This window comes from Natronococcus sp., assembly GCF_047921035.1.
Taxonomy (GTDB): domain Archaea; phylum Halobacteriota; class Halobacteria; order Halobacteriales; family Natrialbaceae; genus Natronococcus.
Window position 1 is genome coordinate 1 of the sequence record NZ_JBLRWX010000049.1, and the last position, 14,300, is coordinate 14,300.

General features: G+C 66.3%; 13 protein-coding genes and 1 pseudogene. 11 read left to right on the plus strand and 3 right to left on the minus strand.

The genetic code is table 11. The features are described 5' to 3' along the window. Positions 1 to 59: 59 nt before the first annotated feature. Positions 60 to 755, plus strand: coding sequence for a PGF-CTERM sorting domain-containing protein (locus ACNA7R_RS11375; RefSeq protein WP_416283681.1), 696 nt, complete (start codon positions 60 to 62; stop codon positions 753 to 755). Positions 756 to 1,292: 537 nt separating this feature from the next. Beyond that, on the plus strand, positions 1,293 to 1,502 hold the full coding sequence (locus tag ACNA7R_RS11380) for a hypothetical protein (protein ID WP_416283682.1): 210 nt from the start codon (positions 1,293 to 1,295) through the stop codon (positions 1,500 to 1,502). Here the strand turns inward: ACNA7R_RS11380 and ACNA7R_RS11385 are convergent. Further along, positions 1,499 to 2,863, minus strand: coding sequence for an FAD-dependent oxidoreductase (locus ACNA7R_RS11385; RefSeq protein WP_416283683.1), 1,365 nt, complete (start codon positions 2,861 to 2,863; stop codon positions 1,499 to 1,501). The two genes, ACNA7R_RS11380 and ACNA7R_RS11385, sit on opposite strands and share 4 nt — an antisense overlap. A gap of 68 nt (positions 2,864 to 2,931) precedes the next feature. Beyond that, positions 2,932 to 4,227 carry a TIGR00341 family protein gene (locus ACNA7R_RS11390; RefSeq protein ID WP_416283684.1) on the minus strand — a complete coding sequence of 432 codons (1,296 nt, stop codon included), beginning with the start codon at positions 4,225 to 4,227 and terminating at the stop codon, positions 2,932 to 2,934. Between the two features lie 94 nt (positions 4,228 to 4,321). Here ACNA7R_RS11390 and ACNA7R_RS11395 point away from each other — a divergent pair, with 94 nt between their 5' ends. Together ACNA7R_RS11395 and ACNA7R_RS11400 are read left to right on the plus strand one after the other, a co-directional pair. Further along, entirely contained in the window at positions 4,322 to 4,609 is a 288-nt protein-coding gene (locus ACNA7R_RS11395; protein WP_416283685.1) for a DUF357 domain-containing protein, read from the plus strand. 176 nt (positions 4,610 to 4,785) lie between these two features. Next, the gene (locus ACNA7R_RS11400) at positions 4,786 to 5,760 is read left to right on the plus strand and encodes a transcription initiation factor IIB (protein WP_416283686.1); all 975 of its coding nucleotides are present in this window, start codon (positions 4,786 to 4,788) and stop codon (positions 5,758 to 5,760) included. Positions 5,761 to 5,809: 49 nt separating this feature from the next. Here the strand turns inward: ACNA7R_RS11400 and nirK are convergent, their stop codons facing one another. Then, entirely contained in the window at positions 5,810 to 6,931 is a 1,122-nt protein-coding gene (nirK, locus tag ACNA7R_RS11405) for a copper-containing nitrite reductase (protein ID WP_416283687.1), read from the minus strand. A 138-nt stretch (positions 6,932 to 7,069) separates the two neighbouring features. On the opposite strand from nirK, the gene ACNA7R_RS11410 reads away from it, so the two are divergent. The 7 genes and pseudogenes from ACNA7R_RS11410 to ACNA7R_RS11440 all read left to right on the plus strand — a co-directional run. After that, entirely contained in the window at positions 7,070 to 8,008 is a 939-nt protein-coding gene (locus ACNA7R_RS11410; protein WP_416283688.1) for an alpha/beta fold hydrolase, read from the plus strand. 153 nt (positions 8,009 to 8,161) lie between these two features. Beyond that, positions 8,162 to 8,833 (plus strand): helix-turn-helix domain-containing protein, encoded by a 672-nt coding sequence (locus ACNA7R_RS11415; protein WP_416283689.1) that lies wholly within the window; start codon positions 8,162 to 8,164, stop codon positions 8,831 to 8,833. 277 nt (positions 8,834 to 9,110) lie between these two features. Beyond that, entirely contained in the window at positions 9,111 to 10,925 is a 1,815-nt protein-coding gene (locus ACNA7R_RS11420) for a 4Fe-4S ferredoxin N-terminal domain-containing protein (RefSeq protein ID WP_416283690.1), read from the plus strand. Beyond that, positions 10,922 to 12,301 (plus strand): NrfD/PsrC family molybdoenzyme membrane anchor subunit, encoded by a 1,380-nt coding sequence (nrfD, locus tag ACNA7R_RS11425; RefSeq protein ID WP_416283691.1) that lies wholly within the window; start codon positions 10,922 to 10,924, stop codon positions 12,299 to 12,301. The genes ACNA7R_RS11420 and nrfD overlap by 4 nt, the downstream gene beginning before the upstream one ends. Further along, positions 12,298 to 12,612 (plus strand): hypothetical protein, encoded by a 315-nt coding sequence (locus ACNA7R_RS11430; protein WP_416283692.1) that lies wholly within the window; start codon positions 12,298 to 12,300, stop codon positions 12,610 to 12,612. Before nrfD ends, ACNA7R_RS11430 begins: the two co-directional genes overlap by 4 nt. Before the next feature lie 164 nt (positions 12,613 to 12,776). Then, on the plus strand, positions 12,777 to 13,868 hold the full coding sequence (locus ACNA7R_RS11435; RefSeq protein ID WP_416283693.1) for a P-loop NTPase: 1,092 nt from the start codon (positions 12,777 to 12,779) through the stop codon (positions 13,866 to 13,868). A gap of 328 nt (positions 13,869 to 14,196) precedes the next feature. Further along, positions 14,197 to 14,300 (plus strand): annotated as a pseudogene (locus tag ACNA7R_RS11440) (cupin); the annotation flags it as partial.

Genomic DNA, 14,300 nt, shown 5'->3' on the forward strand with positions numbered 1-14,300 from the left:
CTGATGGTACGGAATACACCGTTACGCTCAGCAGTGAGCACTCTGACATGCCGTTCTTCATGGCTGACGACGTCGAACTTGAAGACGGTGAGTTCACTGCCGAATACGATCTGAGTCAGTATGACGGTCTCGACGTGAGCGAGTACGAGGATGGCTTCAACGTCTCCCTCAGCATCGACTCTGATGACTACGTTGGCGAAGACCGTCAGGACGCTGTCGTCTTCGAGGCTGAAGACGAACCCGACAAGAAGGACGGCTTCAAGCTTGACGCCGACGCTCCGTCCGAGGTTAACGTCGACGACGACGCCAGCCTCGACGTGACCGTCGTGAACAACAACGACGAGGCCGGCAACGCGACGCTCGAGGCCACCGTCGGTGACGAGGAGTACACCGAGGAGCTCGAGCTCGACGCCGGTGACTCCGTGACCGAGTCCTTCGACTTCGACACCAGCGAGGAAGGCGACATCGACTGGTCCGTCGAAACGCCTGACGACAGCGACTCCAGTACGCTGACCGTCAGCGACAAGGACAAGGCCAACGGTGAGAACGGCGCCAACGGCGAGAACGGCGCTAACGGCGAGAACGGTGCCAACGGCGAGAACGGTGCCAACGGCGAGAACGGCGCTAACGGCGACGACGCCAACGGTGCCGACGACGGCGAGGACGACGACGAGACCGTGCCCGGATTCGGTGTCGCCGTCGCCATCGTCGCTCTGCTCGGCGCCGCGATGCTCGCGACCCGCCGCCAGAACTAACGCCGACTAACTACCGGACTCCGTCCGGTCCTTGCGATTCGCGACACTCCGCCTTTTTTGAACCGTCACCTCCCGAAGTGGCGACGCTTCGCAGTAGTTACCGATTCCGGCCACCAACGCTTCGTAGGGTGGTGACTCCAACTCGTCGGACGGAGAGGACGGACGTATTGGTTCGATCTAGTACTGTGGCTGAACATCGCATACTGTGACTGAACATAGCGTGCTGCTACTTCTGGACACAAGGGATTTCCACGCCCTCCCCAGCCGATTCGCTCAGTCGCGTCGCTCCCTCGCTCATCCCTCACGCAATGTTGACGATCGGTTCTCGCTATCGCTCGAACCGATCGCCAGCGCGCGCCACCGCAGCGTGGTCCGGGTAGTTCTGGAGAAGGAACTGTCCTTTATTTAGGTGACTCGTTACCGAACGACGACCGAGCGACGAACGCGACGGGATAAGGACTCGCTCTCGCTGGGACTAACGGACGGTTCCTCGAGCCGACCAGTACGCTCAAGCCGTCCTCGCACCCACGTCCGATAATGACTGAAACGGGCGAGGCGACGACCGATCGGGAACGGACCGCGAAGGCGCTCGCCGTCGGGCTCGCCTGCGGGGTCGTCATCGCGGTCGCGTTCGTCGCCGTCTTCGACGATCTCCTGCTGGGCGCGTCGTCGGGACTCACGTTCGGCGTCGTGATCGCGGCGCTGCTGGCCGATCGCTGGGAAACGGTTCCTGACTCGAGTTCTTAGTCGTCGGCCGCGGCGGCCTCGGTCTCGGCGCTCGAGTCGGCGCGCTCGAGGTCCTCGAGGTACTCGTCGGCGTCCAGGGCCGCCTTCGAGCCCATCCCCGCAGCAGTGACGGCCTGCTGGTAGTGGTAGTCGACGACGTCGCCGGCGCCGAAGATGCCGGGGACGTCGGTCTCCGTCTGCCCGCCGCCGTCACCGCCCTGCGTGCGGAGGTAGCCCTCGTCGTCCATCGTGACGCCGGTGCCCTCGAGGTAGTCGGTGTTGGGCGTGTGACCGATGGCGAAGAAGACGGCGCCGACGTCGAACTCGAACTCGTTCGTTTCGGGGTCCTCGAGGCGGTCGGTGGGGTGGCCCTGCTCGTTCTCGACGAGGGTGACGTGGTCGACGCCCTCCTCTTGGGAGCCGTGGATCTCGGTGACCTCGGTGTTTTTCATGATCTCGATCTCGCCGTCCTCGACCTTCTCGTGGACGCGGTCGATCCAGTACTGCTCGGCGCGGAACTCCTCGCGGCGGTGGGCGATGTAGACGGTGTCGGCGAACTTCGTGAGGAAGGTCGCCTCCTCCATAGCGGCGTCGCCCCCGCCGACGACGAGCATGTCCTCGCCCCGGAAGAAGGCGCCGTCACAGGTCGCACACGTCGAGAGACCGTAGCCCATGAGTTCGTCCTCGCCGGGGATCCCCAGGGTGCGGGCGCTGGCGCCCGAGGCGGCGATGAGCGCGTCGGTCGTGTAGACGTCGCCGTTCGTGAGTTCGACGCGGAACGGGCGCTGGTCGGCGTCGACGGACTCGATGATTCCGTTTTTGAGTTCGGCGCCGAACTGTTTGGCCTGCTCTTTCATGTTGTTGACCAGGTCGGGACCGCTGATCCCCTCGGGGAAGCCGGGGTAGTTGGCGACGTCCGTGGTCAGCGTGAGCTGGCCGCCGGGTTCGTCGCCCTCGATGACCAGCGGCTGGTTGTCGCCCCGACCGGCGTAGATCGCAGCTGTGAGGCCGGCGATCCCGGTGCCGGCGATGATCAGTTTGCGGTGTTCGACCGCTTCGGCGGCTGCGCCGCCTTCGCCTCGATGCCCCGTCGGCGCATCGCTCCCCCCGTCGGTGACGAGGCCGAGCTTCTCGTCGAGTTCGCCGGTCTCCTCGAGCGCACTCGTCTCGTCCCAGCCGCCGATCAGCTCGTCGTCGACGAAGACTTCGGGGGCGGTCTTGCGGCCCTCGGCGCGTTCGACCATCTCCTCGAACAGCTCGTCGTCGCCGGTGACGTTGTACGTCTCGTACTCGATACCCTTGCTGTCGAAGAGGTCCTTGGCCTTGTCACAGTAGGGACACTGCGTCTTGGTATAGATCTCGACGCGTGGCTGCTCGCTCATACACCAGTGTTAGGAAACTGGACCTAAACCCCTTGCGTTCTGGGTACCGTTCGCGGCGTACAACGGGTCTACCCGTCCGCAGCCGCACCCTCGATGAACTCGAGGACGACGGACACGTCGTGATCGGTCTGGGCCTCGAGGCGGTCCTCGAGGGTCGTCGCGAGGTCGGGATACGGGGCGTCGGCGGGGCGGCGAACGGCGACGGTCACGCCCGTCTCGTCGCTGATCGCACCGCCGTCGTAGAACTCCGTCTCGAGTTCGACCAGCTCGAGTTCCTCATACTCGTCGTCGTCGAGCACCGACCGAACCTCGTCGTTGATCTCGCTCTCGAAGGCGACGTGTTGACCGAGTACGACGCCGGAGCCGGTCAGCACCGCGATACTGACGAGAGTCATGACGGCGACGGTGCCGAGTCGGTCCCGGGTGACGTTCGCCCGGAGGTCGCCGCGGGTCCATCCGTCGGGCCGGTAGCCGAGATACCAGAAGACGACCAGTCCGGCGAGCAGGATCGACGTAGCGTTGACCGCGACCAGCACGAACGCGCCGAGCGCGACGCCGACGTTCCCCCAGGCGAGTCCGATGCCGACCGCCGCGGCCGCGGGGATGAGCGCGGCGGCGATCATCACGCCGACCAGCGAGACGGGGATCGCCGTCGCGAGCCCGAACGCGCCCGCAGCGCCGGCGCTGACGCCGACGACGAGCGCGAGCAGTCCCGGCGAGATCCGGTTCTGGACCTGCTCGATCGCCGTAATGTCGATAGTTCCCGGAACGACGCCGCCGGTTCGGACCAGCCAGGCGAACGCGAACGCCCCGAGCATCGCCGCGAGCAGCCCCATCACCATCGCCGACACGCCGTCGACGAACATCTGGCGATCGTCGAGGACGAGCCCGACGGTTCCGGTCAGCGCCGCGCTGATCTGGGGCGCGATCACCATCGAGCCGACGACGATCGCGGGCGAATCGAGCAGCAAGCCCGCGGTCGCCACGATCGCGCTCAACAGGGTCATCGCGTAGTAGGTGACCGGCCCCGGCGTCATGTTCAGCGCCTTCGACCGGATCTCCTCCCTGGCGATGCTGTCGTCCTCCTCGCGGCCGTTGACGAACCGCTCCTCGAGGTCCTCGATTCGGGGCGTGCGGGCGGTTTCGATCGCGGAGACGACGATGAACTCGTCCTCGATCCCGGCTTCCCGCAGGGAAGTCAGCACGTGGTCGACGGCCTGGGTCGGAATCGGCAGCGTGATCAGTTCGGCGTCGGCCTCCTCGCTGCATTCGCTGGTTCGAACGTAGTCGAGCCCCTCGTCGTCGAGAATCCGAAGTGCCTCGCTCCGCTTCTCACTCGGAACGAGCACTTGGAGCAGTCGCATTCTCAACTCGTCTCTCGGCTATCCTCAAAGGCGTACCGTTCTCGGTTCCGACGCTCGACGACGCACTTACGGTCTCGAGCGACGAGAACCGACCATGACCGCGGACCTCGAAGAGAAGACGGACCGCTACGGCGAACTGCTCGCGGAGGCGCTCGAGGCGGCGTCGATCGCACCCCCTGCGGGAACGCCGATGGCCGACGCCGCCGAGGACTGTTACGGAATGGCCACCTCCTATCTCGAGGACGGCCGTCACTTCCGCGAGCGGGACGATCCGGTCAACGCGCTCGCGTCGTTTTCGTACGGGCACGCCTGGCTCGATGCGGGTGCTCGGATCGGGCTCTTCGAGGTGCCCACGGAGGGCCACCTGTTTACCGTCGAGTAGTTTCGACACCCGAACGATTAATCACTATGTAACCGGAACATATATAACTGAAATACCGGTCAGTTTATAACGTAGGCGAAAACTTTATATGGGTTACGGTCTTACGATATGTTAACTGAGGTAGCCGGGTTTCTTTTGGTACCCCCACCCGGTAGCCCCGAGTAACCATCCCAACTATGACAGACAACATTCGAACGTACACCCGAGAGGACGAAGCAACGACCGAGGAGGAAACCCAGACCGAACGGGGCGAAAAGGAACAGTGTCCGGAGTGTGGCGGACGCCTGATCTCGGACACCGAGCACGCCGAGACGGTGTGTCAGGACTGCGGACTCGTCGTCGAGGAAGACGAGATCGACCGCGGCCCCGAGTGGCGAGCCTTCGACGCCAGCGAGAAAGACGAGAAGAGCCGCGTCGGTGCCCCCACCACCAACATGATGCACGACCAGGGGCTGTCGACGAACATCGGCTGGCAGGACAAGGACGCCTACGGTCGCTCGCTCTCGAGCCGCCAGCGCCAGAAGATGCAGCGCCTTCGCACCTGGAACGAGCGCTTCCGCACCCGCGACTCCAAGGAGCGCAACTTAAAACAGGCGCTCGGCGAGATCGACCGCATGGCCTCGGCGCTGGGCCTGCCCGAGAACGTCCGCGAAACCGCCAGCGTGATCTACCGCCGCGCGCTCGAGGAGGATCTCCTGCCCGGGCGATCGATCGAGGGCGTCGCCACCTCGGCGCTGTACGCCGCGGCCCGCCAGGCCGGCACCCCCCGGAGCCTCGACGAGATCGCCGCGGTGTCGCGGGTCGAGAAGGACGAGATCGCCCGCACGTACCGCTACGTGATCCGGGAACTGGGACTGGAGGTCCAGCCCGCCGATCCCGAGAGCTACGTCCCGCGGTTCGCGAGCGACCTCGAACTCTCCGACGAGACCGAACGGCGCGCCAGACAGCTCCTCCAGACGGCCAAGGAGGAGGGCGTCCACTCGGGGAAGTCGCCCGTCGGGCTCGCCGCCGCAGCCGTCTACGCCGCAGCCTTGCTCACCAACGAGAAGGTCACGCAAAACGACGTCAGCGAGGTCGCCAGTATCTCCGAAGTGACGATTCGGAACCGGTACCACGAGCTGCTCGAGGCCGAGGGCGGCGCGCCGGTCTGACGTTCTGCGGTCGGTACGAAAGGACGGGGACGGAGCTCGGTCGCCCCGATCACGAGCCGTCGTCGTACACTTCGGGGTTCGGCTCGCCCTCGACGTCGATGACGCCGATCATCCCCTTGCGGACGACCCGCGAGAGCGCGTGGTCGACCAGCTTGACCGGACCGGGAACCGGGAGCTCCATCTCGCCCGCGACGACGGTGCCGGGGGCGACCGGGCTTGTCTCGACGTTCCGGCCGGGCTCCGAGAGCAGGTCGCCGTCGCGGTAGTAGCGGCTCCAGACGTTTCCGATCGGGTGGAGCGCGCTGGTCAGGTTCGGGCCGCCGTTGGCGAAGTACACCCGGACGGTCTCGCCGACCTCCGCGTGCATCGGGCCGTGGCCGTCCTCGGTGAGCGCGCCGACCTCGCCGTTCAGCAGGACGTAGGTCGGGTCCTCGTCGGCCGTCGCGTCGAAGTCGTAGGCGTGGTGGCCCTCCTCGCCGGCCTCCCCGTCCGTGTAGAGTTCGTGCTGGCCGACGTAGAACTCGCGGTCGACCTCGGGGAGCCCCTCGGCGGGCTCGACGAGGATCGCGCCGAACATCCCCAGGCTGATGTGCTGGTCCATGTTCGGGACCGCGCAGTGGTAGATGTGGACCCCGGGGAACTCCGCCCGGAAGGTCAGCCGCGCGGGCTCGTCGCCGGGTGCGAGCGTGGTCGCCTCGGCGCCGCCGCCGGGGCCGTAGATCGCGTGGCCGTCGACGTTGTGGACGTCCACGTTGTGCTCGTCGGGCACCGCGAAGGTGAGCTCGACCGTGTCGCCCTCCCGAACCCTGATCATCGGGCCGGGGATCTGCCCGTCGTAGGTCATGAAGTCGACCGTGACGCCGGGTTCGACCTCGGCGGTCACCTCGATCGACTCGAGGGTGATCTCGTGAGTCCGTGGCTCGTCCCAGTCGACCGGCGGCGGAAGGTCCATCGGGTCGGCTGCAATGCGGTCGACGTCGACGGGTTCGGCCGCCGGCCGCTCCTCCTCGAGGGCGTCCGGCTCGGATTCGGTCGGCTCGCCGTCGGTCCGGTCGTCGTCGCTCGGTGCGTCGCCACTCAGGCAGCCCGCGAGTGCGACGACGCCGGCTGCACCGATCGTTTGGATGACTGCGCGGCGGTTCGTCGCGGGGGAGATAGCTGTGGTAGTCATTACGAGTTCCTCGGTTCTAGAGACGGGTGTCAATAGGATCACATCTCCGACGATTCCCCCGCAAAGGGAAAAGTAGACGAATATGTTCGCCACATCGTTGACGTCCTCGTCGCGTCGCGTTCGGCGACCGGTACGCAGATGGAACTCCGGCCCGGATCTTCCGGCGTGACCACGACACCATCGCCCCTCGAGACGGACGCCTCGCTGCTCGGCGACGAGGCGACGTCGACCTCGCGGGTCGTCAACGGGGTCCGACTGCACGCGGTCGTCGCCGGGACGGAGGACGACCCCCTCGTCGTCCTGCTACACGGGTTTCCCGAGTTCTGGTACGAGTGGCGCGAGCAGATCGAACCGCTGGTCGAGGCCGGCTACCGCGTGGTCGTCCCCGACCAGCGGGGGTACAACCTGAGCGAGAAGCCCGGAAAACCCCGGGCGTATCAGCTCCGGGATCTCTCGCGGGACGTCGCCGATCTGATCGCAAGCGAGGGCCGGGAGGACGCTCACGTCGTCGGCCACGACTGGGGCGGGGTCGTCGCCTGGGACCTCGCGCGTCGCTACCCCGATCGGGTCGACCGACTCGGGATCGTCAACGCGCCCCACCCGACCGCCTACCGCCGGCAGCTCCGGTCGAACCTCGAGCAACTCCGCCGAAGCTGGTACGCGATGGCGTTTCAGCTCCCGTGGCTGCCCGAGCGACTCTGTCGGTACGACGACTTTCGCCTCCTCGAGCGCGCCCTCCGGGACACTTCCGCGCCGGGGACGTTCACCGAACGGGAGCTGACCCACTACCGGCGGGCCTGGGCCCGAGAGGGGGCGCTGACCGGCTCGCTGAACTGGTACCGGGCGATGGCGCGATACCCACCGGAGGCGCCCCGCGACCGCGTCGAGCAGCCGACGCTCGTGATCTGGGGCGAGGCCGACGACGCGCTCGTTCCCGAACTCGGCCCCGAGAGCGTCCGCTTTTGCGATCGGGGGCGCCTCGAGCGCCTGCCCGAGACGAGCCACTGGGTTCCCCACGAGCGGCCGGCGCGGACGACCGAACTGCTGTGTGACCACCTCGACGGGAGCGCCGACTGACGCCCCCTGGCGTCCGGTCCGATCGGACCGCGCTGTCGGCCGTATCCGCCGTCCATTCGCGGAAGCGGGCTCGAGGGCACCATTCCCACGCCGTAGGAATCGTGGGGGATATCTTGCCGTCGGCTCCCATAGTGACGAACCGAACAGGTTCGCATGGCCCAGGCAACACTCACTATCACGCTGCCCGAACAGGTCTGGATCCAGCAGGTGTCGACGGCGTATCCGGAGGCGACGTTCCGGGTGCTCGCGGCGGTTCCCGGGAACGAATCGGGGTTCGCACTCGTCCGTCTCGCCGGATCGTCGGTGCCCGAGATGATCGACGAGATCGAGGCCCACCCGCAGATCCTCGAGCTCACGATCGTCCAGCGCAGCGAGCGTGAGGCGACGATCCACTTCGAGACGACCGCCCCCCTGCTGTTGTTCTCCTCGCGGGAGTCCGGTATCCCGATCGAACTCCCCGTCGAGATCCGGGGCGGCGAGGCGACCATCGAGGTCACCGGCTCGCGCGAGCGTCTCGCCGAACTGGCCGAACAGCTCGAGCAGTTCGGGCTCCAGTACCGCATCGAGCAGGTCCAGGAACACCTCCACCAGAGCCAGCTCCTCTCCGAGCGACAGCTCGAGGTCGTCGCGGCCGCCGTCGACGAGGGGTACTACGACACGCCGCGGCGCTGTTCGCTGACCGAGCTGGCCGGCCACCTCGGAATCGCCAAGTCGACCTGCAGCGAGACGCTCCACCGGGCGGAGGAGGCGATCGTCAAGCGGTTCGTCGAGGACCTTCCCGAACTCGACGAGACGGGACTCGAAAAGCAGCTCGCGGGAGACTGATCGCGGTTCGGCTTCGGTCAGCCGTCCTCGAGCTCGATCCGTCCCGCCGGGGGACGTAACGGGTCGTGGTAACGCACCGCCAGACAGGTAACGGCTCCCGGTTCCGGCTATTAATATATAGCCGAACATATTCGCACCCGTTCTCAGAAGTTGGAAATCGCCTCGATGGTTCAACACCGTCTAGTTGCGAGTGCGGGACAGAGGCTACAGATATGGCTGTATTCAACTTCGTACCGACGTGTAATCGACCCGTTCCGACGGGAGGTGTTCTCGGGGAATGAGTGCGGACGACGAGTCGTTCCACCCGCTCGGCGACGAGTGGGAGAACGACCTCGAGGGGATGCTCGACGACACCGAGTACGACACCGACCTCGGGATGGCGATGGCCGAGGACGCCATGCGGGTCACCCGCGGCGAGCTCTCGGAGGCCGAGTTCCACGAGAAGTACCACGAGGACGTCCTCGAGGAGTTCGGCGAGGACAACCGTCCGACCCAGGAGGCCTACGAGAAGGCCCAGGAGGAGGCGAAGGGCACCGTCGGCAGGATGCTCTCCCGCTTCGAGGGCGACGGCGAGGAACCCCGTCGCGACGTGATGAAGAAGATGGGCGCCGGTGCGGCCGCCGTCGGACTCGGCGCCTGGGCGACCGTCGACGACGGCCAGGGAGCCGTCGCCGCTCAGGACGACGAGGACGGCGAGGCCGGCGCTCCCGACGAGGAAGCCGGCGAGGGCGTCCAGTGGGGGATGGCCATCGACCTCGAGCGCTGTGACGGCTGTCTCTCCTGTGTTACTGCCTGCTCCTCGGAGAACAACCTCGACCAGGGCGTCAACTGGATGTACGTCCTCGAGTTCGAGGATCCCGGTGCGTCGAGTTCGACGAGCCGGAACCGACTCGTCCGCCCGTGTCAGCACTGTACCGACGCGCCGTGTGAGAAGGTCTGTCCGACGACCGCTCGCCACACGCGGGACTCGGACGGCCTCGTGCTGACCGACTACGACGTCTGTATCGGCTGCCGATACTGTCAGGTCGCCTGTCCGTACGGCGTCAACTACTTCCAGTGGGACGAACCGGACATCTCGACCGACGAGATCGCGGAGTTCCACGACGTCGAACCCGGCGAGGACGGCGACCACATGGTCGACGACCGCGACCGCTGGGTCGACAGCCGCGCGCCGCGTGGCACGATGAGCAAGTGTACCATGTGTCCGTCCCGACAGGACGGCCACATGGGCGACGAGATGGTCGGCACGACCGCCTGCGAGGAGGCCTGTCCGCCGGACGCGATCCAGTTCGGGAACATGAACGACCCGAACGACGATCCCCACCTCTACGCCGACAACCCGGCCCGCGGTCGGACCCTCGCACAGATCAACCCGCCGTCGGCCGACGAACTCGAGGAGGAGCTCGAGGGCGCCGACGACGACCTCGACTCCGTCCTCGAGGCGGCCGACCTCGACGAGGAGGAACTCGGCCTGATGATCGCGGTCCAGCTCACCGGTGGCGACGAGATGGGCGAGGGCGACGGCGACGTCGCGGAGCTCGAAAGCGACGTCACCGAGGCGCTGGCGGCGATCGAGGACCACGGTCTCGGTCTCTCGAGCCAGGAGGTCCTCGCGGAACTCGACCTCGCCGACGAACCCGACCTCGAGGAGCAGGCCGACGGTGACGAGGAGGGTGCCGACGTCGACGACGAGGACGCGGACGCCGACGACGAAGCGGAGGAAGAAGAGGGCGAAGACGACGAGGAAGAGAACGGCGACGACGAAGACGAGAACGGCGACGACGAGAACGGCGACGACGAGGAAGAGGAGTTCGAGCCGGACGTGGAAGCCGCCCAGTTCCTGCTCGAGCAGTTCGCCGGCACGCCTGCCTCGAACTTCAAGCTCCTCGAGGACCAGGGGACCAACCCCAACATCATCTACCTCGGCAACGAACCCGGCCCGAAGGCCGAGCAGACCGAGCCGACGGGAACGGGGGTCAACTACGAGGACATCAGCTACGAGCGAGCGGACGGCGAGTCGGTCGAGGCCGTCGACAACCGCAAGGACGTCCTCGACGAGAGCACGGTCGGTGACGCAGGGGTGTCCCTATGAGCACCAAGTCGCCGACCGAGGCGGACATCCTCCGTCCGATTCAGAACGTCTCGAAGTCGTTCTTCATCATCTTCGCGGTCGCCGCGCTGGCACTCGGCGCGTTCCTCGTCGCCTGGATGTACCAGCTCCAGCAGGGGATGGTCGTCACGGGACTCTCCGACTGGGGGTCCGGCGGCGGCGTCACCTGGGGGCTGTACATCGGTGCGTTCATCTGGTGGGTCGGGATCGCCCACGGCGGGATCATCCTCTCCGCAGCGGTACGGCTGCTCGGGATGGATCGGTACATGCCGGTCGCCCGCCTGGCAGAGCTCCTGACCCTCGCCGGCCTCTCGGCGGCGGGATTCTACATCCTCGTCCACATGGGCCGCCCGGACCGGATGGTCACGAGCGTGCTCGGGCACTACCACATCACGGTCAACAACTCGCCGCTGGTGTGGGACGTGACGGTCATCACGGCCTACTTCGTGCTGACCGCGACCTACCTCGCGCTGACGATCCGCTACGACGTCACGCGACTGCGCGACCAGCTGCCGGACCGCTTCGGACCGGTCTACGATGGGTTGACCCTCGGCTACTCCGAGAAGGAGGATCAGGTCATCGATCGGATGGTCTGGTGGGTCGCCCTCGCGATCATCATTATGGCCCCGCTCCTGCTTCACGGCGGTGTCATTCCGTGGCTGTTCGCGGTGCTACCGAACTACCCCGGCTGGTTCGGCGCGGTCCAGGGACCGCAGTTCCTCACCATCGCGCTGACCTCCGCGATCAGCGGCGTGATCCTGCTGTCGGCCGCCTTCCGGCGCGCCTACGACTGGGATCACATCATCACCGACGACATCTTCCGCGGCCTGTTGCTGTGGCTCGGATTCTTTTGTCTGCTCTTTCTCTGGCTGCAGCTCCAGCAGCTCACCGCGGGGAGCTTCCACGCGACGGTCGACCACGCGTACGCGACCGAAGGGAAGCTCTCGAACCCGCTGTACTACGTGCCGATCCTGGGTGTGCTCGGCGTCCTGGGATTCATCTTCGCGACGACGATTCGCCCGTCGCTGTTCACGAAGCTTCGGGCGATGGTCGCCGGCGTCATCGTCCTGCTGGCGACGCTGACCGAGAAGCTCTACTTCGTCCTCTCGGGCTTCTGGTACCCCACCTTCGACATCTACGCGGCAACGCCGGGGGACTACTTCCCGAGCGCGATCGAGCTGCTCTCGCTCGTCGGGACGATCGGGATGGTTGTCCTGTTCTTCCTGGTCGTCGCGAAGGTCATCCCCGTGGTTGAACTCCACGCGATCGAACACCTTCGTGGCGGTCACGGACACGGTCACGAACCCGAACACGAACCGGTAGACGAAAGTACGAAGCAGCCGGAGGTTGAAGCATGATCTCGGTACCGGCAGTCGCAAACGCCCTCTCGCAGATCATGTACCACGGGTTCGACGGAACCGAGGGACTGACCGGCTTCCCGAACATCGGGACCTACCTGATCTTCGGGGTCATCCTCGTCCCCGTCTACGTGATGGTCGCCGCGTGGTTCCTCGGCGAACCGCGTGAGACGGGCACCGGGCTACTCGGCGTCTCCTACCTCGTCGGAATCACGGCCCAGATGTGGATCGGGATGTTCATCCTGACGGTCATCATCGGGATCGTGTTCTACGGCGGGATGCCCGAGCCGCTCGCGTCCCCGGGTCCCTAACCCGGCGGCGTCCGAAACTCACCCGTTCGTTCTTTCGACACCGATAGCGATCTAGCGCCGCGTTCGCCCCCGTTCGTCGTTCTCGACTGGCTTTTCGGACGGCGAACCATCACACGTATCCCGTTGCACCCCCTAGCGATTTCCGAACACTTCCCCGACCCAGCATGAGCATTACAGAATACGAACTCAAGATCGAACTCGAGGGCATCGAAGATCCGGACATCGGCGAGGACATCGTCACGCTCGGCCTGGTCAACGACGTCACGATCGACGACGAGACCGCCCGGATCTCGCTCGCGTTCAACACGCCGTACGCTCCCGCCGAGATGGAGATCGGCAACCGGATCCGGGAGGTCGTCACGGACGCCGGCCTCGAGCCCGACCTGCGGGCCCACGCCGGCGCCGAACACGGTTTCGACGACGAGGTGCTCCCGCGGGTTCGCAACGTCATCGCGGTCTCCTCGGGGAAAGGCGGCGTCGGCAAGACGACCGTCGCGGCCAACCTCGCGGCCGGCCTCGAGAAACGCGGCGCGATGGTCGGCATCCTCGACGCCGACATCCACGGGCCCAACATCCCCCGTATCCTGCCCGTCGAGAGCGAACCCGGCGTCACGCCGAACGAGGATATCGTCCCGCCCCGCTCGGACGGCGTCCGCGTGATCAGCATGGGCTTCATGATGGAAGACGAGGACGATCCGGCGATCCTCCGGGGGCCGATGGTCAACAAGTTCATGATGAAGTTCCTCGAGGGCGTCGAGTGGGGTCGGCTCGACTACCTCATCGTCGACCTCCCGCCGGGGACGGGTGACGCCACGCTGAACCTGCTGCAGTCGATGCCGGTGACGGGCGCGGTCGTCGTCACCACGCCCCAGGAGATGGCTCTCGACGACACCCGGAAGGGCGTCCAGATGTTCAACAAACACGACACGCCGGTGCTCGGCGTCGTCGAGAACATGAGCACGTTTATCGCGCCGGACACCGGCACGGAGTACGAACTGTTCGGCACCGACGGCGCCCAGCAGATCGTCGACAAGTACGACATCCCGCTGCTCGGTCAGATCCCGATCCACCCCGATTTCGGCGCGGACGGCAGCAAGGGGACGCTCGTCAAGGACGACGACAGCGAGGTCCAGGAGACCCTCGAGGAGATGGTCGCCAACGTCGCCGACCGCGTCAGCGAGGCCAACCGCCAGACCGTCTCGGAGAACACCTCCGATACGCCCGACGACGCCCTGCCGACCGAACTCGAGGACTGAGCGGTCGCCTCGAGCGCTCGAGCAGTGGCCGACCGCTCGAGCGGACAGAGAGTACGTACTCGCGGTCCGACCGAAAGACGAGAACTGCGGTCGTCCGCGTCGGGCCCGCCCTCGATCTCTCGGGGGACGCTTCGAGTTCACCGCTTTTCGCCGCGGCTACGGCCTCACCCTCCCCAGCCGACTCGCTCCCGCCGGTCGCTCGCCCCTCGCACGACGGCGCCGGCGCGCCCTCGCCGGTGCTCGAGCGCGCGGGCAGCGCGCGCCAGACCCGGTTGCGTCGAGACCGCGTGTCCGTGATTTATCCGACAGGGGACCGAACCCGAACCCGATGACGCTCGATAGCTACACCGACGCGGTCGCCGACCTCGAGCCAGCGGACGGCGAGGTCGAGAGCACGGAACTGGTCGTCGAGGACGACGTCCTCGTCAAGGC